This window comes from Bacillus sp. FSL K6-2971, from assembly GCF_038006405.1.
Classification (GTDB): Bacteria; Bacillota; Bacilli; order Bacillales; family Bacillaceae; genus Bacillus; species Bacillus pumilus.
The window spans coordinates 1,776,057-1,801,127 of record NZ_JBBOVD010000001.1 but is presented as its reverse complement, the minus strand read 5'-3'; the positions used below and the strand labels follow the sequence as shown (position 1 = coordinate 1,801,127).

The window sequence follows — 25,071 nt, the reverse complement described above, 5'->3', positions numbered from 1 at the left end:
TAAGCACCTACTCTAAAAGCTTTGCAGCAAAGATTTAACAATCAAATACCATCCATCGACTAAAACAAATAACAATATTTTAAAAGGGAGCGATATCATAACCGGCGGAAGCATCATCATCCCCATTGACATCAGGACACTTGCGACCACCATGTCAATAATTAAAAATGGAATAAAGATCATGAAACCAATTTGAAATGCCGTCTTTAATTCTGAAATCGCAAAAGCGGGTACCATCGCCGTTAACGGAATATCTTTTATCGATTCAGGTGTATCCATTTTTGCGTAACTAAGAAATAAAGCCAAATCCTTCTGTCTCGTATGTTTACTCATAAACTCTTTAATGGGCACTTCGGCTTTTTCATATGCCTGATTGAGCGTAATATCATCATTTAAAAGCGGCGTTAGTGCCTCTTTATTAATCTCTGAGAACGTGGGTGCCATGATAAAAAATGTGAGAAACAAAGCAAGCCCTACAAGCACTTGGTTTGGCGGCATTGAGTTGGTTGCAAGTGACGTTCTAACGAATGAAAGTACAATCACAATTCGTGTGAAACACGTCATTAAAATGAGAATGCCTGGTGCAACCGAAAATACGGTTAAAAGTAAAAGAAGACGGACAGACGTGCTAATATTCCCTGCACCGCTGGAATTAAATAAATCGATAAACTCATTCATTTTGTTTCGGGCCTTTCTTTCTGACTTCTGATTGGGTCTTTTTCAATTCGGCTAGCTGCGCCTTCAAATTGGCTGAAAAAGAAGAAGTGGTTGGCTGATTTTGTTTCTTTATCTGAGATGTGAATTTTTGAACGATTTTTGGTAAATCTGTTTTGCTTTCCATCGCTTCTTCATATTGTTTCACGATCGCTTCACATTCTTGTTCATCATCAATTTCTTTTAGCAGCTGGATTGAGTCCGCTACTCCGACAACTAATACTCGTTTGCCTACTTTGATAAGCTGGACTGAACGGTTTTGGCCAACCGTCGTTCCGCCAATATTTTCAACATAGCGAAATGGTTTAAGTAAGCGGTTTTGCTTACCAACAAATCTCACCAATCCATATATAAGCAGGATGACAAAAAGTAAGGCACCAATCATTTTGACAAAATCCATAATGGAGACAGAAGAAGAGGGAACTTCTTCTGCCGGATTCGTTTGATTGTCAGTGGTTGTCTTTTCTGTATCCTTTTTGCTGCCCTTCTCTTCTTTGATCCAGTCATTCACTGTGCCATTTTCAGGATCTTTCGTTTCAGCAAACAGTGAGGCAGGCTGTATCGTCAAGAAAAGCATAAAACTGATCATTGCTATACATATCAAACGTTTTTTCAACAAGTCTTACACCCTTTTTTAGCCTAACGTTTTATTAATTGCTTCAAGTACACGGTCTGCCTGGAACGGCTTCACGATAAAGTCTTTTGCACCTGCTTGGATCGCGTCAATAACCATTGACTGCTGCCCCATTGCTGAACACATGATGATTTTTGCAGAAGCATCGATTTGTTTAATTTCTTTTAATGCTGTGATCCCGTCCATTTCTGGCATTGTGATATCCATTGTGACAAGATCAGGAGATGTTTCTTTAAATTTTTCAACTGCTTGAGCGCCGTTTTCTGCTTCTCCTACTACATCAAATCCGTTTTTTACAAGAATATCCTTTATCATCATTCTCATGAATGCTGCATCATCTACGATTAATACCTTAGTAGCCATTTACTTATTCTCTCCCTATATGTTTGTTTATTTTAAATTAGAAAGTCTTTCTGACTGACTTAAAATATCAGTCACACGAACACCAAAGTTCTCATCAATGACAACGACTTCCCCTTTGGCGACGATTCGTTTGTTCACTAGAATGTCTACTGGCTCACCAGCAAGTTTGTCCAGTTCAATGATACTTCCTGCTGAAAGTTCAAGGACTTCTTTGACACTGCGCTGAGTTCTTCCAAGTTCCACCGTAATAGAAAGCGGAATATCCATCAGCATATCAAGATTTCCAAGGTGGTTTGTTGTATGCTGAGGCTCACTGAACGCTTCAAATTCAACAGGCGCTACATTTACAGGTGCTGCCGGCTTTGGCTTCGCCTGTCTTTTCGGCGGAGCAGCTTGCTGCGCTGGTGCAGACTGCGTTTGAGGTGCTGCCTGCTGAGGTTCAGGTGTGCTCACTTGCGTGTCTTGAACCGTCTCTTCCTCTTGCGCTGGGTCTGTTAATTCTGCGATTAAATCTTTCGCAAATGTAATAGGATAAAGCTGCATAATATTTGAATCAATGAGTTCACCTATTTTTAATCTGAAGGACACTTTGACAAGCATTTCTGCAGCTGGGATCCGGTCTGTTCCTTCTCCTTCTTTCACATCAAGTAATTCGACGCGAGGCGGAGAAATATCAATCTTTTTATTAAAGACCGTCGACATGGATGTCGCAGCAGAACCCATCATTTGGTTCATCGCTTCTTGAACTGCACTTAAGTGAATCTCACTTAAAGAAGGGTCAGCATTTGTCCCGTCTCCACCCATCATTAAGTCCGCAATGACTGCTGCATCTGTTTGCTGGACGACAAGCAGGTTACTTGCGCTGAAGCCTTCCGTATAATTCACTTCAATCGCGACATACGGATGAGGAAATTCCTCATTGAGCATACTTTTTTGAATCACTGTAACAGTTGGAGTGGTAATCTCCACTTTTTGATTTAATAGGGTTGAAAGTGCTGTAGCAGAGCTGCCGAATGAAATATTTCCGATTTCTCCAATGGCATCTTGCTCCATGGCAGAAAGGATTGTTTCAGGCTCTATATCGTCATTGCTACCTCCTTTAAGGAGCGCATCGATTTCGTCTTGTGATAATTTACTTCCGTTATTCTCCATCTTCTTCACCTCTTATGTCGTGATCTAGAATTTGAATCGCCTGTTTCCGATTCACGCGGCCGGCCTGTCCCAAGAATTTCGGTTTATTTCCGACCATAACAGTAAGAGGCGCATTTACTGGTTTGTCCAAGGCAATACAATCACCAATTTCCAAATTCAAAAACTCTTCCACCGTCATTTCCGATTCCCCTAGCTCTGCGACTACCGGTATCTTTGCCGTCATAATCCGTTTTTCAATGGCCTTTGTTTCTTGTTGTTTTGGTTCATTTCGTTCAGACTGCATCCAGTAGTGTACAGACAGCTTTGGAATAATAGGCTCTAATACAACATGAGGAATACATAGGTTAATAACCCCGCTTACCTCACCAATTTGTGTATTAAGAGAAATGACGACAACTGTTTCGTTTGGTGAGACCATTTGAACAAACTGGGGATTTACCTCGAAATCTGCCATTTCAGGCTCGATGTCGGTTATGGACTGCCACGCTTCTCTGTAATTTTCCAAAGCTCCCTCAAACATGTTTGAGATAATCTTTGTTTCGATTTCTGTAAGTGATTCTGTCTTATTATGACTAATGCCTATCCCGCCCATCAGCCTGTCCATCATGGCATAGCCGATTGTTGGGTTCACTTCAAGCATGATTCTTCCTTCAAGCGGGCTGACATAAAATAAGTTTAATAATGTCATATTAGGAATCGAACGAATAAATTCTTCGTATGGTACTTGGTCAACCGAGCTGACAGTAATTTGAATATATGATCTTAACTGAGCTGAAAAGTGCGTGGTGAGCAGTCTAGCGAAGTTATCATGAATCCTTGTTAAACTTCGAATCTGGTCTTTCGAAAAGCGCAGTGCACGCTTAAAATCATACACCTTCACTTTTTTCGTCGTTTCTTCTTTTTTCAGCTCTTCTGCATCCATTTCACCAGTAGATATGGCGGATAATAATGCATCGATCTCATTCTGGGAAAGCACTTCTCCTGACATTTCTTCACCTCCATCGTGTCAATTAATCGCCTCTATTGCAGATTAAAGGAGGTTATATATACTTCTTTCACCTTGCCATCTTGCAAATAGTTATTCACTTTGTTTTTAACTAGTGTTTTAAAATGTTCTCTGCCTTTTTTGCCATCAAGTTCATCTGCATTCGTGTCTGATAAAATGTCGATTACGGCGTCTTTCACTTGAAAACTTCTTTTCTCAAGCTCTTCTTTTGCTTTTTCAGAGTCCGTTTCAATATTCAATACAAGTTTGACGGCATTTCCTTCAGACTTTAAATTAGTAATAATCTCAGGAATTTCAACAGAAGCTTTTACGACTTCATCTGCTGTTGGCTCTTTTTCAGCTTTTGCTTCGTCTGAGCCATTCACCAGAAAAATGATGCCTGCTCCTATTCCGCCGATGGCAATAATCATGATTAGCATTACTACGACTAATTTCTTCTTCATTCAAATTCCTCTATTCCTTGATTCAATGAAATGACTTGGATTTTTCTGTAGAAAGAAATGATTTTCTCTTGAAGCTGCTCTTCATTTTCTTTCACAACGAATTTCTTTCCATTGGCTAATGTAATGGTTGTGTCTGGAAAGCTTTCGATTTGCTCGATATGGAGAGCGTTCAGCATAAATCCTTTGCCATTCAATCTTGTCACTTCAATCATATTAAGCAGAGAAGCGATCATCCGCTCCCCCTACCTCCTATCGTTTCAGATTCACAAGCTCTTGCAGGATTTCATCAGATGTTGTGATCGTCTTTGCATTCGATTGGAATCCGCGCTGCGCGATAATCATTTCGGTAAACTCGTCTGTTAAATCAACATTTGACATTTCAAGTCGACCTGTTTGAATGATGCCCGTTCCTTGTTCACCAGGAACGATAGGATTACTTGGTGCACCTGAGCTTAACGTTTGGCGGTATAGGTTCTCACCAACTTTGTCTAATCCTGCTGCGTTACTGAAAGATACGAGTGAAACTTGTCCAACATTTCTAGATACGTTATTTTCAACAACAGATATTGTTCCATCTGGACCAACACTTACACTTGAAATGCCATCTGGAATCGTTATCTTTTGTCCATTCATTCCAAGCACGTAATTTCCGTCAGAAGTGGTTAAACTTCCCTCTGAATCCCGAGTAAAGTTCCCTGCTCTGGTATAAAGAACTTCTCCTTGTTTTTCAATACGGAAAAATCCATCTCCATTGATGTAGAAATCATAATCTCTATCCGTATTTTGAGAAGCTCCCGCTGACATGATTTTATCAATAGAAGATAAAGATGATCCTAAACCAACTTGTTTTGAGTTGATTGAACCAGAGTTGTTCGTCGGTCCACCAGAACTTGAAATGGTTTGGCTGACCATATCTTTAAAAGTGATTCGGCTTTTTTTGTATCCGTGTGTATTGACGTTGGCTACGTTATTGGCTACAACATCTAATTTTGTTTGGAAGTTTTTCATTCCGCTAATTCCTGAGTAAAGTGAGCGTAACATTTATTTTCCTCCTCGAATTACTTCGTTTTTTCTCCAACTGCTGTAACATCCCAAGGGCTGATTTTCGTTCCATCTTCTAAATACAAGAAGTATTCATTGTTTATGTTTTTAACAGATTTCACAGTGCCTGATATCTCTTTATCATCCAATTTGCCCGATACTTCTTTACCGATCCACCCTACATACGTCGTAAACGGATCTTGGTGTGCAACAAATGTAGACATGAGCTGATTCAGCTTGGTGATAGAATCGTTCATATTGGTTTGCTGTTCTAAAGATGAAAATGTTGCAAGCTGTGTGACAAACTCACGGTCATCTAGTGGGTTTGTCGGATCTTGGTTTTGAAGCTGCGTGAGCAAAATTTTCAAGAATTGATCTTTGCCGAGCGTATCTGTTTTCTTTTCTGCTTTTGAAGAAGTGTCTGTTTGTGCGACTGTTCTATTCGTAGCATCAACTGTTGCCATTAGATTTCCTCCTCTTCTTCATCTGACCCAACAAGAGCATCCAGTACATCTTGGAATTCTGCTTCCTGTTCATCAGGCTTTTGGAAATTCTGCCCTTTTGACTGTTGCTGCTTGTTTTCTTCGTTAAATTGTCCAAATAACGGCTGCTCATTTGATTGAAGCGGTATATGGAAACGGTCCACTTGAACCGACATATTCGGAAGCGCCTGCTTGAGCTGCGGAAGGTGATGCTCTAGCAGTTCTTTTGCTGCCTGTGTCGAAGCTGTAATTTTACTCGCATACATACCATTTTGCTTCGTCAGCTGAATCGTGATAAATCCGAGATTTTCTGGATTTAATCGAACTGTAAAGCGTCCGCTTGAGTTGCCAAATGGCGTGAATTTCATTTGCTTCCACGTATTTAGAATTTGCTGATCAACCGTTCCCGGCTTTTCATCAGTTGTTTGTGTCTGTTGAACAGGAGCTGCTGATTGCAGTTGAAAAAACTGCTTATGACCTGGCAACAGCGTATGAGTGATCGTTTTTTCAGAAGCAGGTGCAGCAGTGCTTTGTCCTTTGACAACTTCCTTTTTGATGAGCCATTCAAGAGAGTTAGCCCCTTTTGCAGGAGTAGCAAGAGTAGATTCTTGTCTTGGAGAGACCAATTCTTTTAACTCTCCTAAAGCAATCTTCAACTCTTTGTCTGACCCTTTTGCATTTGCCATCATATGGTCGATTAACTGATTAAAGTGTTTCAGCTCACTTTGAGACATCGAATTCAGCTTTGGTGCTGAACCCTGCGAGAAAAACTGCTCTTTTACTTGCTGAATCAGTTTCTCATCTACTCCATTTTTTGAAAGAAAGTGAATGAAGTCTTGACCCTTTGCTTCAATATCTTGCACTAGCTTTGCATCAAAGCTGAGCGGCTGTTGATTGAGTAGTTGATATATGAAAAAGTGGACTTGTATGAGCTGCTCACTATGTTCAGAAGCTGGCTTATCCGTTTGATCACCGTAAATGGATGATTCCATTTTTTGAAATAGCTCTTCTAGTGACTTGAGATCAGACGAATCAAGCGTTTGACCTTGAAGTGTTTGAAGCGCGCTAAGAAGGTCTCCGTTGATGCCTTCTTCAGGCGATTGCATCCATTTTTCAATGATTTGCATCGCATCATTGATGGAAAGAGTGGCACCCGCTGTCTCAGCATCCACAAGGCCGCTTTGTGCACCTGCCCCGCTAAGTAATTGTTTAAACAACCCGCTTGCAGATGCCGCGCCGCTCCCCTTTGGTCCCGAGAGACCTTGAGACGATTGCTGTAAGGCTCCAATATCCAATAGTTTCACTTATTGTCCACCCCCATTTTCACTTTCTTCTTTTTTAGCAAGCTCTTTCGTAAACGTAGCTGCCTTCTGAGGTGTTAGTTTTGCTAATATGTCTGTTAGTTTATTTTTGCTCAGCTCTTCGAGGATCTTCAATGCCTCTTTATCACTTAATTCTGATAAAATTTTGGCGGATTTCCCTGCGTCCATGCTTTCATAGATACTGGCAATCTTCCCTTTCGGTTTCTGGTTAGAGGCTGCTGCCCCATCAGAAGTTGTCCCTGACGCATTATTACCTGATGTATCGCTCGATGAGCTGCTATTTGATGAACTGTCATCCGCTGACTTCTCATTCGCATCATTTTCAGATGTTTTTTCAAGTGAACTGATTTTTTGATTCAGTCTTTTAATCTCTTCATCACTTGTTTTTAAGTCTTTTTGTGCAATTTCAAGTTCATTCTTTTGCTCTTTAATGGTCTTTTTCAGTTCCTTCAATTCTGCATCGCTTTGATCATTATGTGAAGATGACGTTTTTGAGGTGTCATCTGAACCAACCAAACTGCTAACGCCCGGAATGTTCTGGAGCGGTTTCTTTAGATCAAAACCTGCCATAGAAAGGATTGTGCCAGCCACTAATACAAGCACAATCAATGGGATGATGACAATAAACAAGATCCATTGAAATTTACCGCCGCTTGATTCTTTCGTTTTTTCCTTCTTAGGCATTCATCTCGACTCCTAATGTCCTTGAAACATGAATTGGCTGATAGAGATATCATCCATTTCTTTCATTTCAATGGCCTTATGTTCAAGGGAAAACTTTTCGTACTGCTTTTCTTTCATTTTTTCAAACTTTTTAAACTCGATGTTTTTTTCAGTTAAATCAGATTGTTTTTCGTTCATTTGATGGCGTTTCATGATCACAAGCTGCTGATAATGCTGAATCGTGTTATCTAAATTGGTCACAAATTGCTGATAATGACGCATTTCTTGAACACTCATACCACTTCTCAGCTTTTCTTCTTTGCTTTTTTCCATTAATTCTTTTTTACTCATATTTTCATAGAGTTTTTCAGCTACTTGCTCAAATGCCGAAACGGATTGTTGGTACGCTGCGAGTGACTTGTCTTTTTCACTTTCTTTCAGTTCTAAGAGCTTTTGAAATTTGTATTGATATCTCACTGTTTTCGTCAATCCTCTCTATTCATCAAACCGAGCAATACATTCACACTGTCTTCAATAGATACAGCCTCTTCTACATCCTGCTTCAAAAATGAAATCAGATGAGGATAAGCCTGCATGGCATCATCAATGTCTTTCGAGGAGCCTTTTTTATATGCTCCAATGTTAATGAGGTCTTCAGCGTTTTGATAAGTGGATAAAAGCTGGCGGAACCGGTTAGCCGCCTCCTTGTGATCATGACTTGCGATATTGCTCATAACACGGCTGATACTTTTCAGAATATTGACAGCAGGAAATTGTCCTTTGTTGGCTAAAGCACGATCAAGTACAATGTGGCCATCTAATATCCCCCTGACTGTATCAGCGATTGGCTCATTCATATCGTCACCATCAACAAGCACTGTGTAAAACGCTGTGATGGAACCAAGCTGATTCGTTCCAGTTCGTTCAAGTAATTTTGGCAGTATAGCGAACACTGAAGGTGTATAACCTTTAGTCGTTGGCGGTTCGCCAGTTGCAAGACCTATTTCCCTTTGCGCCATAGCGACCCGTGTAACAGAGTCCATCATGAACATGACATTTTTTCCTCTGTCTCTAAAATATTCCGCAATAGCTGTTGCTGTATAAGCAGCCTTCATTCTCGTCAGTGCAGGCTGATCAGAAGTTGCGACGACAACAATCGATCGCTTTAGTCCTTCGGCACCTAAGTCCTTTTCAATAAACTCACGAACTTCACGGCCACGCTCTCCAACAAGGGCAATGACATTGAGGTCTGCTTCTGTCTGCTTTGCAATCATCCCCATTAAGGTACTTTTTCCAACACCACTTCCGGCAAAAATACCGATCCTCTGACCAGTGCCGACTGTAAGCAGACTGTCGATCACTCTGACACCAACGCCCATTTTTTCACGAATAGGCGGCCTGTCCATCGGGTTTGGAGGTGACTGATCTGTCGAAACAGGTGCAAGTCCCTTTGGCAGCATACTGCCGTCCAGCGGTTCACCGAAGGCATCAACAACTTCGCCAATTAACCCAGTCCCAACTTTGACCTTCAGCGACTCACCTGTCGCTTCAACTAGACTTCCTGGTGAAATATTGGATGCTTCTACATAAGGCATGAGCAGAATATTTTCATCTCTAAACCCTACGACCTCTGCTTTTATTGGATCGTGCTTACGCCCCTTTTTATGAATGAGACACACGTCTCCGATAGAACTTTCCGGCCCCTTCGATTCAATCATCAGTCCAACAACTCGATTGACTTTACCAAATCGTTTATAAGGATCTGCGGTTTCAATCGTTTCTTTTAACACATCGATGTTCATTTGTGATCACCTGAATCAATGACTTCTAGTAGCTTTTCTTTCAACTGATTCATTTGTGTATCAACACTCGCTTCCACTTTTCCAAAGCTTGTTTCTACGTAACAAGTCCCTTTTGGCGCTTTTTCATCCGAGTAAATGGCAAGGTGTGTATCCTTTTGAAGGATTCTGATTAATTCGTTTTTATACTCCATCACATGATCGTAATGTTCAGGGTCAACATAGATGGAAATATCGTCATATTCTTTCACTTCAGAAATGACCTGCTTCACGAGAGCCAAAAATTGATCTTTCGTGTCCTCAGCCGAGTACCAAACACGTTTGGCGAGTTCAAAAGCCAGTTCCACAATTTTTTCTGCGGAGCTTTCAATTTTTTCTTCGTAATCCTGCTTAGCAAGACTGACAATGTCATTTGCTTGATCAAGAATTGATCGGTACTGACTCATCGCATCTGCTTCACCCTTTTGGAAGCCATCTTGGTAACCTGCTTGTTTTGCTTCTTCAATAAGCTGCATTCTTTCTTCTTCAAAATCAGCGCGGCGCTGATTGATTTCAGCCATTGTTTTTTCAAGCTCACTATTTGCTTGTTCTACTATACGGCTTGCTTGATCTTCAGCATCACTTAGTACAAGCTGCGACACTTCTGTTTCATTGACAAGCTCTTCTTCATGATGTTCTTTTTTGAACTCCACTTGCTGCAAAGGAATAGTTTGCCGGCCTTGCTCAGGAATAACAGATGTTTCATGTTTGATAATCCTAGACAATGATATCGTCTCCTCCGCCTCGAGCTATGACGATTTCTCCAGCTTCCTCGAGTCGTCTTACGATGCTGACAATACGGGTTTGTGCTTCCTCGACATCTCTAAGCCGGACAGGTCCCATAAACTCCATTTCTTCTTTGAACGTCTCGACCATTCTCTGTGACATGTTGCGGAAGACAATTTCTTTGACCTCTTCGCTTGCCACTTTGAGTGCGAGCAACAAGTCATCATTTTCAACATCTCTGATCACGCGCTGAATCGCTCTACTGTCAAGAGTGACAATATCTTCAAAGACAAACATACGTTTCTTAATTTCATCAGCAAGCTCAGGATCTTGAATTTCAAGAGTGTCTAAAATGGTCTTCTCAGTCGCACGGTCTACACCATTTAGTACTTCTACAACCGCTTCGACTCCGCCCGTTTGCGTATAGTCTTGCGTAAAGGTTGAAGAAAGTTTTTGTTCAAGAATGCGTTCCACTTCATTGATGATCTCTGGAGATGTGCGATCCATTAAAGCAATACGTCTCGCAACCTCTGTTTGTACTTCCTCACCTAATTCAGATAAAATCTGCCCTGCTTGAACTGGATCTAAGTAGGAAAGGATGAGCGCAATGGTTTGTGGATGCTCATGCTGGATAAAGTTTAAGATTTGTTCTGGGTCAGCCTTTCGAGCAAAATCAAACGGTTTCACTTGAAGTGAGGATGTTAATCGGTTTAAGATACTATCCGCTTTGTCCTCACCAAGCGCTTTTTCAAGCACTTGTCTTGCGTACATAAGACCGCCTTGTGATATGTAGTCCTGCGCGATGGCGATGCTGTGAAATTCTTCAATGATTTCATCTTTTTTAGCAGTATCTACACTTCGTACATTGGAAATTTCCAGTGTTAATTTTTCTATTTCGTCTTCAGACAGATGTTTGTATACAGATGCTGACACCTCTAGCCCTAAGGAAATCATTAGGATTGCTGCTTTTTGTCTGCCTGTTAGTCGATTTGAATCTTTTCTCGACATGTGTATTCCTCCTAATCCTCGGACAGCCAGCTGCGTAGCAATTTAGCAAAGTCTTCTGGTTTATCTTTTGCCATTTTTTCAAGCTGATTTTTCCTCACCATTTCTTCTGTTTCTGGTTCAGTGTCGATATCAGGAACATGGATTGGTGTATGTTCATCAAACTCAAACTCTTCTTCCTCTTCTTTTCTGCGTTTACGCACAAGAAGAATAAGAAGAGCGATAATTGCAAGTAGTAGCACACCGCCTACAATATAAACCCAAATTGGAATATTGTTTGATGGGTTTTCTGCTGCAGTTTGCTGTTTACCGTCTAATTTTGATACAGATAAAACAATTTTGTTATCTAAGTCCGCTTGAGTGAGCACTTGACCATTTGTGTATTCTTTATCAATTGACGTGCTAATGATCGTTGAAAGAATCTTTTTAATATCATCTTGCCTTTCAGCTGTTAAAGAGTTCACATCGTTTGCAGTTGGTGGTTCGACCAATGCTTGAATGCCAACATCTCTAATTTTATAAGGGCTCTCTTTGATATCTTTATGAATGCGATTGACTTCATAGTTGATACGATCTTCGCTCTTTTCGTAATCTCCGCTACCATTCGCTCCATCGGCGCCTTGATAGTTTGTGACATCATCGTCGCCTGTTCCAGCGGTTCCACCAGCTGCTGCACCATTTCCTGAATAAGTTTCAGCAATCTTTTCAGCACTGACAGCGATGCCTTGCATGTTTTCTTTATCAACTGGTTCTACAAGATCTTCTTTTCTTTTCTCTTCAGTAAAATCAATGTCTGTTGTGACCGATACAGCCACTTTTTCTTGACCCATCATTGTTCCGAGCAGCTGTTGAATTTTTCTTTGAAGGTTCTTTTCAATTTCTTCTTTTTTCTGCTGCTGTGCATCCATTCCACTTGCATAGGAATCGGAACTGCTGTTTAAGTCGTAGTAGTTGGAATCTTGGTCCATAATGACAATGTTTTCTGTCTTTAAATTCGGCACACTTTTTGAAATAAGATGATAAAGGCCTTTTACTTGCTGCGGCGAGAGCGTGTAGCCACGTTCAACTTGCAGCACAATGGATGCTGATGCATTACTTTGCTCTTCTCCAACAAAAACGGAATCTTTTGGCAGGTTAATCATAACTTTTGAATCTTTAATCCCATCAATCGTATTGATTAGATTGGATAGTTCTGTCTGAGTTGCGTCTACTTTCAGAACATCAAATTCATTATCTGTTAAACCGAAGCCGGAATTGTTCGCAAAGAAGGAGTAATCAATATTCCCTGTCTTAGGGAGACCCTCAGATGCGAGCGTTACTTTTAAAGTGTCGGCCTGCTTTTCTGGAACGAGAATCGTTGTTCCATTATTCGCAAGTTCCGATTTAACGTTTTTGCCATCCAGTTCCTGTTTGATTTGCCCAGCTTCTGCCTCAGACAAATCTCTAAACAATGGAACCATTTTTTCAGAAGAAGCAAAGATGCTAACAACCGTAATAATGATTGCTAGGGCAGCAACGCCGCCAATCATAAGTATTTTTTGTAATTTTGATCGATTTCGCCAAAACTCAACTGTCTTTGTTCTTAATTGCATTAAAGTACGATTCATCTTAACCCCCGGTCATTCCATTCAGTCTTTTTTTGTCCGTCAGCACCTCCTACATCTGCATTCTCATAATCTCTTGGTATGCTTCGACTGCTTTATTTCGAAACTCCGTTGCAGCTGTGAGTGTCACACTCGCTTTTTGCGAGGCAATCATGACTTCATCGAGATTGACATTTTTTCCTTGTGCAAGTGCATTTGTATACTGGTCTGATTTCAGCTGTGATTGATTTAATGCCTCAATGGAATTCTTCAGCACATCAGAGAAATTCGTTTGACTTTTAGGTGCAGCCGCATGAACGGACGATGCATTTGTCAATTCACTTGCTTGCTGAGCAGCTTGAAGCTGGAAAGGAGATATTGCGTTAACCAATTCTTTTCACCTTACTTTCCTATTTCTAAAGCTTTCATCAACATGCTTTTATTCGCATTTAGCGCGGTCACGTTTGCTTCATATGACCTTGAGCTGCTGATGAGGTCAACCATTTCCTTTAATGGATCAACATTAGGTGTTTGAACATATCCATTTTCATTGGCATCGGGATTTGTAGGATCATATTGAAGGTTGAATGGAGTTTCGTCTTCTGTAATCTTCGTTGCTTTCACGCCGTTTCCTAATTTACCGCTCGAATTCATGCTTGAGTTTAATATAGATGAAAACGATTCACCTGACGGCTGTAATGTGACGAGCTTACGTCTATAAGGCTCCCAGTTGCCATCAACCTGTTTCGCTCTTGTTGTATCCATGTTTGCAAGGTTAGAGGATACAACGTCCATTCTGAGCCTCTGTGCTGTTAATGCAGAGGCCGAAGCGTTAACGCCTGAAAAAATTGACATCACTTACCTCCTGTCAAAACTGTTTTAAGAGAATTGAATTTTCCACTCATTCTTTCAACCAACGCATTATACTGAATTTGGTTTTTAGCGAGTTCACTCATCTCTTGATCAATATCGACATTATTTCCGTTTTCTTGATATGAAGTACGGTCGCTCGAAACAACTGAATAATTAGACCCTGTTTTAGAAAAATCAATGTGACCTTGGTATGTTTTTTTAGCATCTAACTTGATCGACGCATCGTTTAGCATATCATGAAATGCGACGTTTTTCGACTTGTAGTTCGGTGTGTCTATATTCGCGATATTATTGCTTATGACTTTTTGCTTAACATTCGCTCTGCCCAAGGCATTCTCAAGGTTGCTTATCGTTCCAGAAAATATATCCAAAACCATATACCTCCAATCATATGTATTTCATTCCATTTAATCATGTCGAGATTTGTAAAACCATATGTTCATTGTAAGAAATAATAGGATTAAAGTCTATGATGTATATGTAAAAAAAACTCGTAATATATATCTATTTTACGAATAGGTATAAAGACCTAGATTCAAAGAACTAAGAATTGTAAGGGTTTTCTTGGAAAAAAGAGTGTCATTTTTCGGACAAATCCTCTTTTTTTATAAAAAAAACCCCTTTTCAGCTTGTATTTCTGCTGAAAAGGGGTTTTGATTAATGAGATTTTAAATTTTCAAGTTCAATTAAAAATTTGTTGTTTAACACTTTGATATACGTTCCCTTCATTCCAAGAGAACGAGATTCGATGACGCCTGCACTTTCTAACTTACGTAAGGCGTTCACGATCACTGAACGAGTGATTCCTACACGGTCAGCAATTTTACTTGCCACTAGAAGCCCTTCGTTGCCATCAAGTTCTTCAAAGATGTGCTCAATGGCTTCAAGCTCACTATATGAAAGAGAACTAATCGCCATTTGGACAACAGCTTTACTTCTTGCTTCTTCTTCGATTTCCTCTGATTTCTCACGAAGGATCTCCATTCCAACAACTGTTGCACCGTATTCAGCAAGAATTAAATCATCATCTTTGAATGTATCTTGCAAACGAGACAGGATTAACGTTCCTAAACGATCTCCTCCTCCGATAATTGGAACAATGGTTGTCAAACCTGATTCAAATAAATCACGGTTCTCAATCGGGAAAGCTGTATACTCACTGTTAATGTCAAGATTTGAAGATGTTTCAGGGATGTTAAATAGACTCTTTGTATATTCTTCAGGGAACTGACGGTCTTCAAGCATTTTCTTCATACGCGGATTTTCAATCTGCTGGTTGATCGAGTAGCCTAGAAGCTTCCCTCTTCTGCTTAATACGAAAATGTTTGAATCAATGACATCTCTCAAAGTTTCTGCCATTTCCTTAAAATTAACCGGTTTCCCCGCTGCATCTTGCAGCATTGAGTTAATAATCCTTGTTTTTTGTAGTAACGCCATATTAATGATCCTCCTAGATTACTTTATTCATTTGTTAAAGTATAAATTGACTTAAGTCTTTGTTATTTGCAATCTTTCCTAGCTTCTCTTCTACATACTGAGGGGTAATGGTCACTGTCCCTAGTGTAATATCAGGCGCCTCAAATGAAAGCTCTTCAAGCAGCTTTTCAAGTATAGTATGAAGCCTTCTTGCACCGATGTTATCTGTCTCCTGATTAACATGATAAGCCACTTCGGCAATCTTATGAATAGCATCGTCAGAAAATTCAAGAGATATACCTTCTGTTTCAAGTAAAGCTTTATATTGCTTTAATAATGCGTTATCTGGTTCCGTTAAGATTTTCACAAAGTCTTCGATACTTAATTTATCTAATTCTACACGAATTGGGAAGCGCCCTTGAAGCTCTGGAATCAAATCTGATGGTTTTGCCATATGAAATGCACCTGCTGCTACAAAAAGCACATGGTCTGTTTTCACTGCCCCATATTTCGTCATCACAGTTGAACCTTCTACAATCGGTAAAATATCACGTTGAACCCCTTCACGAGAAACATCTGCAGATGATGCACCACCGCTTTTGGCAATTTTGTCGATTTCGTCGATAAAAATAATCCCTTGCTGCTCTGCTTTATAGACAGCTTCTTGACTGACTTCATCCATGTCAATCAGTTTTGAAGCTTCCTCAGCTGTTAACGCCTTTCTTGCTTCTCTGACGGTCAGCTTTCTGCGTTTTTTCTTTTTAGGCATGAGATTGCCGAGCGCATCCTGCATGTTCATGCCCATTTGCTCCATACCCGAGCCCTGAAGCATATCAAACATGGATGGCTGCTGCTCTTCTACTTCGATCGTGACGTAATGATCTTCAAGTTCGCCCATAGCCAACTGATGAGCGATTCGCTTTCTTGTCGATTCAAGTTCAACTTCTTCACTTGATTGATCTCGATCACGGTCATCTTCATCAGAACCACCAAACAGCATCTCAAAAGGATTTTTCACTGACTGGCTTTTTTTCTTGCCAGGAACAAGCAAATGAACAAGACGTTTATTTGCTTGTTTTTCTGCTTCTTCTTGAACGTTTTTCATCTTTTCTTCTTTGACAATTCTGATCGCTGTCTCAACTAGATCTCTGACCATCGATTCTACATCACGGCCAACGTAACCAACTTCAGTAAACTTCGTCGCTTCCACTTTAATAAAAGGCGCACCAGAAATTTTTGCAATTCTGCGGGCAATCTCTGTTTTCCCCACGCCTGTTGGGCCGATCATTAAAATGTTTTTCGGAACGACTTCATCCTTTAGCTTATCATGTAAAAGGCTTCTTCTGTAACGGTTTCTTAAAGCCACCGCCACTGCTTTTTTCGCATCAAGCTGACCAATAATGTATTGATCAAGCTTTTCAACTATCTCTCTTGGGGTGAACGGCTTTTTCTCCATACGTCTCATGTCCTTTCTATTCAAGCTCTTCTAAAGTGATTTGATCGTTCGTGTAGACACAGATTTCTCCAGCGGTTTCAAGAGCTGCCTTTGCAATATCTCTTGCTGTGAGGTGATCACCTGCATGTGTTTTGAGTGCTCTCCCGGCGCTAAGCGCATAATTGCCGCCTGAGCCGATGGCCAAAATACCGTCATCTGGTTCGATGACCTCTCCTGTCCCAGAGACAAGCAGGATGCTGTCTTTGTTCATAACGATCAGCATAGCCTCAAGCTGCCTAAGCATCTTGTCACTACGCCATTCTTTTGCTAGTTCTACGGCTGCTCGCTTTAAGTTACCACCATATTCTTCAAGCTTCGTTTCAAACTTTTCAAACAGTGTAAATGCATCTGCTACTGAACCTGCAAAACCTGCAAGCACCTTGCCTCCGAAAAGACGGCGCACTTTTTTTGCCGTGTGTTTCATCACGACAGCCTGCCCGAAAGTGACTTGACCGTCTCCAGCCATCGCACTTTTTCCTTTATGTTGAACGGCAAAGATGGTTGTTGCATGAAATGATGACATGAAAAAACCTCCTTTTAGGATCGTTTAAAAGCCCTTGGGTGATGAGACATGTACGTTTTCCTTAAAGAATCTTTTGATACATGCGTGTACACCTGAGTTGATGATAAATTCGAATGACCAAGAAGTTCTTGAACACTTCTCAAATCTGCCCCCTCATTTAAGAGGTGTGTGGCAAAGGTGTGCCTTAACATGTGAGGATGGATATGTAATGTGCCTGACGCCTTTTTCATTAGTTCAGTGAGAATGAATCGAACGCCTCTGTCTGTAAGAGGCGCCCCGCGCTGATTCAAAAATACATATGCATCAGCACGATCATTCCCCTTCGCTTTCAGCTTTAGCCTTCCATCCTCTAAATAAGTGATGAGCGCTTCATGAGCATATGAACCAAAAGGAACATACCGCTGCTTGTTGCCTTTCCCATGAACAAGCACTGTATCCATCGATAAATCAAGATCAGATTCTTTTAATGAACATAACTCACTGACCCTCATACCTGTTGCATAAAGAAGTTCTAAAATGGCTTGGTTTCTTTGCCCAAGCGGTGTGCTGACATCAGAAACTGTAAAAAGCTCTTTCAGTTCCTCTTCATACAAAAATGAAGGAATTCGCTTATCCTGCTTTGGTAAGCTAACGAGTAAAAAAGGATTTTCTTTCACAAGCTGTTCTCTTAATAGAAATTTATAAAAGCTGCGAAGCGCAGAGACTTTCTTACTAATCGTTCTTCTTGTCAGGCCTTTTTCATAAGCTTCTGTTAAATAAATTCTCGTATCTTGATAGGATACCTCTTCAAAACCGTCTATTCCTTGAACGTTCATAAATCTGACAAACTCTTCAATCGCTTCTGTATATCCTGAGATGGTTAAAGCAGAATAGTTTTTTTCAATTTGCAGATATTCAATGAATAAGTGGACAAGACGCTGTTTATTCATCATTTTTACACCTCTTTAAGGCTTTTAAATGGTATCACATATCTTGCTTTCCGTGCAATGATTTACTACAGAGATTTCGAAATAGTTTGAATAGTTTCGATTGCGCGCTTAGCGTACTCCGCATAACGCTCTTGTTTGTTTTTAATGCGAACACCAAGATCTTTCAACAAACCAAAATTCGCATTCATTGGCTGGAAGCTTTTCTTGTTTGTCGATGTGATGTAATAAGCCATGCTGCCGATCGCTGTTTCCTCCGGAAGTGTCACAAGCTCTTCTCCTTTGACAAAACGAGCGGCATTAATTCCAGCCACTAGTCCGGAAGCTGCAGACTCGACATAGCCTTCAACGCCTGTCATTTGTCCGGCAAAGAATAGATCTTCTCTATTTTTAAACTGATACGTTGGTTTTAAAAGACTTGGTGAGTTAATGAATGTATTGCGGTGCATCACGCCATAACGAACAATCTCTGCTTCTTCAAGACCTGGAATCAAGCGGAATACTTCCTTTTGGTCGCCCCACTTCAGATGTGTCTGGAAGCCGACGATGTTATATAAAGTACCTGCTGCATCATCTTGTCTTAATTGAACAACAGCATAAGGTCTTTTTCCTGTTTTCGGATCTTCAAGTCCTACTGGCTTCATCGGACCAAACAACATCGTTTTCTTTCCTCTTTTGGCCATGACTTCAATTGGCATACAGCCTTCAAAGAAGATTTCTTTTTCGAACTCTTTTAATGGCACAGTTTCAGCAGAAATAAGCGCGTCATAAAAACGATCGAATTCTTCTTCTGTCATTGGACAGTTTAAATAAGCAGCTTCTCCTTTGTCATAACGTGATTTCAAGTACACCTTATCCATATCAATGCTATCTTTCTCTAGGATAGGTGCCGCTGCATCGTAGAAGTGCAGATATTCTTCACCAGTTAACGATTTTAATTCTTTTGAAAGTGCTTCAGATGTAAGCGGGCCTGTCGCAATAATTGTTGGACCTTCTGGAATGCTTTGCACTTCTTCTTGAAAAACTGTCACATTCGGATGATTTTTTACGCGATCAGTAACGTTTGCTGCAAATTCATGACGATCTACTGCAAGCGCTCCACCAGCAGGAACTGAGCTTTCATCTGCAGCTGCGATAATCGCTGAATCTAAATGACGCATTTCTTCCTTTAATACACCGACCGCATTTGTCAAAGCGTTGGCACGCAGTGAATTGCTGCATACAAGCTCTGCAAATTTATCTGTGTGGTGAGCTGGCGTTTGTTTGACAGGTCTCATTTCATACAAGTTGACTTTAATTCCGCGTTTAGCAATTTGCCATGCCGCTTCACTTCCAGCTAAACCTGCTCCAATCACATTTACAAATTGACTCATTGTACAACTCTCCTATTTCGTAAGTTCTGTTTGATGACATAAAAAAGCAGGTGAACAAGGCTGCTCACCGCTATTTTTGTTGTTCCTCTTTATAATCACAGTTCACACATTGAACTTGCATGCCTTTTTTCAGCTTTTTCTCTACAAGCATATTTTCGCATTTTGGACACTTTCTTTCAATCGGTTTGTCCCAAGAGACGAATTCACACTTTGGAAAACGATCACAGCCATAAAAAATGCGGCGCTTCTTAGATTTTCGTTCAACAATGTTTCCTTCATGACATGTCGGGCATTTCACACCAATATCTTTGACAATTGGTTTTGTGTTACGGCAGTCAGGAAAGTTAGAGCAAGCCATGAACTTACCGTATCGACCCATTTTGTACACCATCGGATGTCCACACTCTTCACAGTCAACTCCGGCGTATTCAGGCTCAATCTCAACTTCTTGCATTTCTGCTTCCGCTTTTTCGACCCGTTTTGCAAAGTCTTGATAGAAGCTGTCGATAATGCGAACCCATTCGATCGTACCTTCTTCAACGCTATCAAGTTCTTTTTCCATTTTCGCTGTGAATTCCACGTTAATGATCTCAGGGAAGAATTCAATGATTAAGTTGAGAACAATTCCCCCAAGCTCTGTTGGGATAAACCGTTTATTATCAAGTGCGACATAGCCGCGCTTTTGAATCGTATCTAATGTTGGTGCATACGTAGACGGACGGCCTATACCTAGCTCTTCAAGCGTTTTGACAAGTCTTGCCTCAGTGTAGCGCGGAGGCGGCTGCGTGAAGTGCTGTTCAGGTTCGATATCTTTTGAAAGAACCGTATCACCTTCTTTAAGATCAGGCAGCATTTTGTCCTTTTCTTCTAGCTGGTCGTCTTTCCCTTCTACATATACTTTCATGAATCCAGGGAATTTCACTTTGCTTCCGTTAGCACGGAATGTAAGCCCGTTATTATCAAGGTCCACACTCATTGTATCAAGCACAGCCGAAGCCATTTGGCTTGCGACGAATCGTTCCCAAATCAATTTATACAGACGAAGCTGATCTCGGCTTAAGACATGTTTGACATCTGCTGGTTTTCTTAGCGTAGAAGTCGGCCTGATGGCTTCGTGAGCATCTTGTGCATTTTCATTCTTTTTAGCGGTTCGTTTTGTTGTATTTAAGAAATTCTTACCATACGTCTGATCAATGAAAGCAGATACTTCTTCAATCGCCGTATTGGAAATACGTGTTGAGTCTGTTCTCATGTATGTAATGAGTCCGACTGTACCTTCTTTACCAAGATCAATTCCTTCATATAATTGCTGTGCAATCATCATCGTCTTTTTCGCACGGAAGTTTAATTTTCTCGCAGCCTCCTGCTGTAAAGTAGATGTTGTAAACGGAACAGCAGGGTTGCGTTTACGCTCTTTTTTCGTCACTTTCTCTACAGAGAATTTGCTCCCTTTTAGTTTCGAAAGGATTTCTTTTACATCTTCTTTTGTTTTCAGTGGATGCTTTTTGCCATTGACGCCAAAGAAGCTCGCTTCGAAGCTTTCTTTTCCTTTTAGGAATGTACCGTCAATTGTCCAGTATTCTTCTGGTTTAAATTCATTAATTTCATTCTCGCGATCAATGATCAGGCGGAGTGCAACTGATTGAACACGACCGGCACTTAAGCCCTTTTTCACTTTCTTCCATAAAATCGGACTGATTTTATACCCAACGAGACGATCTAAGATCCGTCTTGCCTGCTGTGCATCAACTAAATCCATATTGATCATACGTGGATGCTTAAAGGAATCTTTAATAGCATCTTTTGTAATCTCGTTAAAGACAACGCGGCAGTCAGAAGAGAGGTCAAGGTCAAGGCTATGCGCTAAATGCCAAGCAATCGCTTCTCCCTCTCTATCGGGGTCAGCTGCGAGATAGACTTTCTTTGCTTTTTTCGCAGCTGTTTTTAATTCTTTTAATACGGGGCCTTTCCCGCGAATCGTAATATACCTCGGTTCGAAGTCATGCTCAGTGTCAACACCAAGCTGACTTTTCGGTAAATCTCTTATGTGCCCCATTGAAGCCTTTACTTTATACTTTTTACCTAAATAACGCTCAATCGTTTTCGCCTTGGCTGGCGACTCAACGATGACTAAATAATCAGCCATACTCAAAATCCCCCTTAAGAGGTGTTCTCTCTTTATACATTTCACAATTCATATTTATGTTAATTGCACCTATCTAACAGGCAATCATGAAAAATTCTTTATGATGAACATCATTATAAACACGAAAAACAAAGTGTAAACTTAAATCCTCACTATTATTAAATATTCCTATGTCTTTTGTCAAACGATATTTTTATAAGAGTTCCGTATATTGAACGCTGCGGAAGGAGAATTCCTCTAAAATATCCTTCGTTGAATGAACAAGCTTTGCTCCCTGCTGTATAAGTCTGGCTGGACCTGTGGAATTAGGATCAAAGATTGATCCTGCAACCGCAAATACCTCTTTGCCTTGCTCAAGTGCTTGATACGCGGTAATGAGTGAACCGCTCTTTTCTTTGCACTGAATCACGATGGTCCCACTTGTGAGTGCACTAATTAAACGATTCCTCATGGGGAAATGCCACTTTTCTGGTTTGACATAAGGCGGATGCTCGGATAAAAGCAAATGATGCTCGCCCATGTATTCAGCCATTTGCACATGTTCCTTTGGGTATAAATGCTGAAATCCGCCTGCTATAATACCGATCGTTTTCCCTTTATTCCTAATACACTCTTTATGTGCAAGTCCATCAATGCCTTTTGCTAAGCCACTGACAATCATCCAATCTTCCTTAACAAGTTCACCAACAATTTTCTTCACACATGCTTCTCCATAAGACGATGGAACACGCGTGCCTACTACACCTAAACTTTTTTCTTCATTTAAATATGACACGTTTCCTTTTAGGAATAACACAGGGGGAGGATCATAAATATGTTTTAGTGTGCTGGGATATAAGGGTGATGTGATGGGAATCATGTGAATGTTTTGCTTTAAATAGGCTTGAACGATGTGTTGAAAAATGGGGAATTCCTTTTCTTCGGCTTGTTTTAAGCGGGTAAAGTCGATTGTTTGTAATGATCGATCCTGTTTGAAATGATGTGTTTCTTCATTTATATATAGCTTAGGATCGACTTTCCACCATTTTGTTAACAAAGAGGGTGAGATGAGGCCTTTTAAGCGGTGAAAAATCATTCTTTCGGACACGTTGTACATACCATTCCTCCTGTTTAAGATAGAAAGAAGAAGACTTGTCAAAGAACAAGTCTTCTTGTGTCATTAATGCGTTTTACAAGCTTCGAAGAGATTCTTCTCTTTTAACACTTTAATTAAGGTTTCTCCCATGACAGATGGAGTCTCTGCCACTTCAATTCCACATTCACGCATTGTTTTTACTTTTTCATCAGCTGTCCCTTTACCACCGGAAATAATGGCACCAGCATGTCCCATGCGTTTTCCTGGAGGCGCCGTTTTACCGCCAATAAAGCCAACAACTGGTTTGGTCATATTTGCTTTTACCCATTCAGCTGCTTCTTCTTCAGCCGTACCGCCGATTTCTCCGATCATAATGACAGCATGCGTATCAGGGTCTTCATTGAATGCTTTTAATACATCAATAAAGTTCGTCCCATTGACAGGGTCTCCGCCGATTCCTACAGCTGTCGATTGACCAACACCCGCCTCTGAAAGCTGATGTACCGCTTCATATGTAAGCGTTCCAGAACGAGAAACAACCCCCACATGACCTTTTTTATGAATGTAGCCTGGCATAATCCCAATCTTACATTCTTCAGGTGTAATGACACCTGGGCAGTTAGGGCCAACAAGTCTTGTCTTTTTCCCTTCCATATACCGTTTTACTTTGACCATGTCAAGTACTGGAATATGTTCTGTAATACAAATGACTAGATCGACTTCTGCATCAACAGCCTCTAAAATGGCATCTGCTGCAAATGGTGCTGGTACATAGATAACAGAAGCATTTGCTCCAGTTGTTTGAACAGCTTCAGATACTGTATTAAATACAGGAACTCCTTCTACTTCAGTTCCACCTTTTCCAGGTGTGACACCGCCAACAATATTTGTTCCGTACTCAATCATTTGTTTTGTATGGAACAATGCGGTTGAACCGGTAATCCCCTGAACAATTACTCTCGTATTTTTATTAATAAATACACTCATTTAGGTTCCCTGCCTTTCTGCTCTACTTGACTAAAGATACAATCTTTTCTGCCCCGTCAGCCATAGACTCAGCAGAAGTGATATTTAAGCCTGAATCGCTCAGGATTTTCTTCCCTAATTCAACGTTTGTTCCTTCAAGACGTACAACGAGTGGTAATGTTAAGCCGACTTGTTTTGTCGCTTCAACGACACCTTCTGCAATGACATCACATTTCATGATGCCGCCAAAAATGTTCACGAAAATCCCTTTTACATTTTGATCAGATAAGATGATTTTAAATGCTTCCGTTACTTTTTCAGCTGTTGCACCGCCGCCAACATCCAGGAAGTTTGCAGGGTCCCCGCCGTAATGCTTGATGATATCCATTGTAGACATCGCAAGACCTGCACCATTGACCATACAGCCAATATTTCCATCTAGAGAAATGTAGCTTAGATCATATTTAGATGCTTCAATTTCTTTTGGATCCTCTTCATCAAGGTCACGGTATTCTAATATATCTTTTTGTCTATATAAGGCATTGCTATCAAAGTTTAATTTTGCATCAAGTGCCATGACTTTTCCATCGCCTGTTACAACAAGTGGATTAATCTCAGCAATTGAACAATCTTTTTCAATAAACGCATTGTAAAGACTTGTCATAAACTTAACAGCTTGGCCAACTAATTTTGTTGGAATATTAATTTTAAACGCTACTTCTCTCGCCTGATAGCCTTGCAATCCAATCGCTGGGTCGATGACCACTTTGACGATTTTTTCTGGCGTTTTTTCTGCTACTTCTTCAATTTCAGTACCGCCTTCTTCAGAAGCCATCAATACAATTCTTGATGTCGCTCTGTCCAAAACAAGCCCAACGTAGTACTCTTTTTGAATATCGCAGCCTTCTTCAATAAGTAAGCGTTTTATTTCGCGCCCCTCAGGCCCAGTTTGATGTGTGACAAGTGTTTTGCCGAGCAATTCCTCTGCAAAACCTTTCACTTCATCTTTTGTTTTTGCAATTTTTACCCCGCCTGCTTTGCCACGGCCGCCTGCATGAATCTGTGCTTTTACGACATATACAGAGCTTTCTAGCTCTTCTGATGCTTTCACTGCTTCATCAGGTGTAAATGCTACTTTACCATTTGGAACTGAAACCCCATATTTTCTTAGGATTTCTTTTCCTTGGTACTCATGGATATTCATTTCCCATCCTCCCAACATATGTAGAAACAAAAAATATAAAATAGACTGCGCTTTCATTTTAAAGAATAAAAAAGAGAATGTCTAGGGTTCTATGTAAAATCG

28 protein-coding genes are annotated in these 25,071 nt (G+C 40.6%); all 28 read right to left on the bottom strand.

Translation table 11 applies throughout. The features are described from left to right. Positions 1–12 precede the first annotated feature (12 nt). The 28 genes from fliP to sucC all read right to left on the bottom strand — a co-directional run bounded on the left by fliP (position 13) and on the right by sucC (position 24,969). Positions 13–678, bottom strand: coding sequence for a flagellar type III secretion system pore protein FliP (gene fliP, locus MHI33_RS09375; RefSeq protein ID WP_007499580.1), 666 nt, complete (start codon positions 676–678; stop codon positions 13–15). After that, on the bottom strand, positions 671–1,330 hold the full coding sequence (gene fliZ, locus MHI33_RS09370) for a flagella biosynthesis regulatory protein FliZ (RefSeq protein WP_044141915.1): 660 nt from the start codon (positions 1,328–1,330) through the stop codon (positions 671–673). Before fliZ ends, fliP begins: the two co-directional genes overlap by 8 nt. 18 nt (positions 1,331–1,348) lie before the next feature. After that, entirely contained in the window at positions 1,349–1,711 is a 363-nt protein-coding gene (locus MHI33_RS09365; protein WP_003212360.1) for a response regulator, read from the bottom strand. A gap of 27 nt (positions 1,712–1,738) precedes the next feature. Then, positions 1,739–2,863, bottom strand: a complete 1,125-nt coding sequence (fliY, locus tag MHI33_RS09360; RefSeq protein WP_044141916.1) for a flagellar motor switch phosphatase FliY — start codon at positions 2,861–2,863, stop codon at positions 1,739–1,741. Next, entirely contained in the window at positions 2,853–3,851 is a 999-nt protein-coding gene (gene fliM, locus MHI33_RS09355; protein ID WP_003212239.1) for a flagellar motor switch protein FliM, read from the bottom strand. Before fliM ends, fliY begins: the two co-directional genes overlap by 11 nt. Before the next feature lie 32 nt (positions 3,852–3,883). Further along, positions 3,884–4,312: a flagellar basal body-associated protein FliL gene (fliL, locus tag MHI33_RS09350; protein ID WP_044141917.1), complete on the bottom strand. Its 429-nt coding sequence runs from the start codon at positions 4,310–4,312 to the stop codon at positions 3,884–3,886. Next, entirely contained in the window at positions 4,309–4,524 is a 216-nt protein-coding gene (locus tag MHI33_RS09345; RefSeq protein ID WP_034620035.1) for a flagellar FlbD family protein, read from the bottom strand. Before MHI33_RS09345 ends, fliL begins: the two co-directional genes overlap by 4 nt. 37 nt (positions 4,525–4,561) lie before the next feature. Continuing rightward, positions 4,562–5,353, bottom strand: a complete 792-nt coding sequence (flgG, locus tag MHI33_RS09340) for a flagellar basal body rod protein FlgG (protein ID WP_003211619.1) — start codon at positions 5,351–5,353, stop codon at positions 4,562–4,564. Between the two features lie 17 nt (positions 5,354–5,370). Further along, the gene (flgD, locus tag MHI33_RS09335) at positions 5,371–5,817 is read right to left on the bottom strand and encodes a flagellar hook assembly protein FlgD (RefSeq protein ID WP_044141919.1); all 447 of its coding nucleotides are present in this window, start codon (positions 5,815–5,817) and stop codon (positions 5,371–5,373) included. Beyond that, positions 5,817–7,139, bottom strand: coding sequence for a flagellar hook-length control protein FliK (gene fliK / locus MHI33_RS09330; RefSeq protein WP_126741936.1), 1,323 nt, complete (start codon positions 7,137–7,139; stop codon positions 5,817–5,819). Before fliK ends, flgD begins: the two co-directional genes overlap by 1 nt. Beyond that, positions 7,140–7,841 carry a MotE family protein gene (locus MHI33_RS09325; protein WP_340910802.1) on the bottom strand — a complete coding sequence of 234 codons (702 nt, stop codon included), beginning with the start codon at positions 7,839–7,841 and terminating at the stop codon, positions 7,140–7,142. It lies immediately after the preceding gene. Between the two features lie 12 nt (positions 7,842–7,853). Next, entirely contained in the window at positions 7,854–8,297 is a 444-nt protein-coding gene (gene fliJ / locus MHI33_RS09320; protein ID WP_034620036.1) for a flagellar export protein FliJ, read from the bottom strand. Positions 8,298–8,305: 8 nt separating this feature from the next. Further along, a complete protein-coding gene (fliI, locus tag MHI33_RS09315) occupies positions 8,306–9,622 on the bottom strand; it encodes a flagellar protein export ATPase FliI (RefSeq protein ID WP_044141922.1) in 1,317 nt (438 codons plus the stop codon). Then, a complete protein-coding gene (fliH, locus tag MHI33_RS09310) occupies positions 9,619–10,383 on the bottom strand; it encodes a flagellar assembly protein FliH (protein ID WP_340910797.1) in 765 nt (254 codons plus the stop codon). Before fliH ends, fliI begins: the two co-directional genes overlap by 4 nt. Next, positions 10,376–11,392, bottom strand: coding sequence for a flagellar motor switch protein FliG (gene fliG / locus MHI33_RS09305; protein ID WP_003210883.1), 1,017 nt, complete (start codon positions 11,390–11,392; stop codon positions 10,376–10,378). The genes fliH and fliG overlap by 8 nt, the downstream gene beginning before the upstream one ends. 11 nt (positions 11,393–11,403) lie before the next feature. After that, positions 11,404–12,996 carry a flagellar basal-body MS-ring/collar protein FliF gene (gene fliF / locus MHI33_RS09300; protein ID WP_340910795.1) on the bottom strand — a complete coding sequence of 531 codons (1,593 nt, stop codon included), beginning with the start codon at positions 12,994–12,996 and terminating at the stop codon, positions 11,404–11,406. Between the two features lie 49 nt (positions 12,997–13,045). Then, positions 13,046–13,363, bottom strand: a complete 318-nt coding sequence (fliE, locus tag MHI33_RS09295) for a flagellar hook-basal body complex protein FliE (protein WP_065097275.1) — start codon at positions 13,361–13,363, stop codon at positions 13,046–13,048. Between the two features lie 11 nt (positions 13,364–13,374). After that, positions 13,375–13,827 (bottom strand): flagellar basal body rod protein FlgC, encoded by a 453-nt coding sequence (gene flgC / locus MHI33_RS09290; protein WP_012009953.1) that lies wholly within the window; start codon positions 13,825–13,827, stop codon positions 13,375–13,377. Continuing rightward, positions 13,827–14,216: a flagellar basal body rod protein FlgB gene (gene flgB / locus MHI33_RS09285; protein WP_185847346.1), complete on the bottom strand. Its 390-nt coding sequence runs from the start codon at positions 14,214–14,216 to the stop codon at positions 13,827–13,829. Before flgB ends, flgC begins: the two co-directional genes overlap by 1 nt. A gap of 286 nt (positions 14,217–14,502) precedes the next feature. After that, entirely contained in the window at positions 14,503–15,282 is a 780-nt protein-coding gene (codY, locus tag MHI33_RS09280) for a GTP-sensing pleiotropic transcriptional regulator CodY (protein ID WP_003210838.1), read from the bottom strand. Positions 15,283–15,316: 34 nt separating this feature from the next. Beyond that, positions 15,317–16,717: an HslU--HslV peptidase ATPase subunit gene (gene hslU / locus MHI33_RS09275; protein WP_106067465.1), complete on the bottom strand. Its 1,401-nt coding sequence runs from the start codon at positions 16,715–16,717 to the stop codon at positions 15,317–15,319. Positions 16,718–16,733: 16 nt separating this feature from the next. Further along, positions 16,734–17,279 carry an ATP-dependent protease subunit HslV gene (gene hslV, locus MHI33_RS09270; protein WP_003211247.1) on the bottom strand — a complete coding sequence of 182 codons (546 nt, stop codon included), beginning with the start codon at positions 17,277–17,279 and terminating at the stop codon, positions 16,734–16,736. Between the two features lie 14 nt (positions 17,280–17,293). Next, a complete protein-coding gene (gene xerC, locus MHI33_RS09265) occupies positions 17,294–18,211 on the bottom strand; it encodes a tyrosine recombinase XerC (protein ID WP_065097272.1) in 918 nt (305 codons plus the stop codon). Between the two features lie 62 nt (positions 18,212–18,273). Beyond that, on the bottom strand, positions 18,274–19,578 hold the full coding sequence (gene trmFO / locus MHI33_RS09260) for an FADH(2)-oxidizing methylenetetrahydrofolate--tRNA-(uracil(54)-C(5))-methyltransferase TrmFO (RefSeq protein ID WP_340910784.1): 1,305 nt from the start codon (positions 19,576–19,578) through the stop codon (positions 18,274–18,276). 70 nt (positions 19,579–19,648) lie between these two features. Continuing rightward, positions 19,649–21,724 (bottom strand): type I DNA topoisomerase, encoded by a 2,076-nt coding sequence (gene topA / locus MHI33_RS09255; RefSeq protein ID WP_340910782.1) that lies wholly within the window; start codon positions 21,722–21,724, stop codon positions 19,649–19,651. Between the two features lie 193 nt (positions 21,725–21,917). Next, entirely contained in the window at positions 21,918–22,820 is a 903-nt protein-coding gene (gene dprA, locus MHI33_RS09250; protein WP_044141929.1) for a DNA-processing protein DprA, read from the bottom strand. Positions 22,821–22,883: 63 nt separating this feature from the next. Beyond that, positions 22,884–23,786, bottom strand: a complete 903-nt coding sequence (sucD, locus tag MHI33_RS09245) for a succinate--CoA ligase subunit alpha (RefSeq protein ID WP_003212080.1) — start codon at positions 23,784–23,786, stop codon at positions 22,884–22,886. Positions 23,787–23,808: 22 nt separating this feature from the next. Next, on the bottom strand, positions 23,809–24,969 hold the full coding sequence (sucC, locus tag MHI33_RS09240) for an ADP-forming succinate--CoA ligase subunit beta (RefSeq protein WP_012009945.1): 1,161 nt from the start codon (positions 24,967–24,969) through the stop codon (positions 23,809–23,811). Between the last annotated feature and the right edge of the window lie 102 nt (positions 24,970–25,071).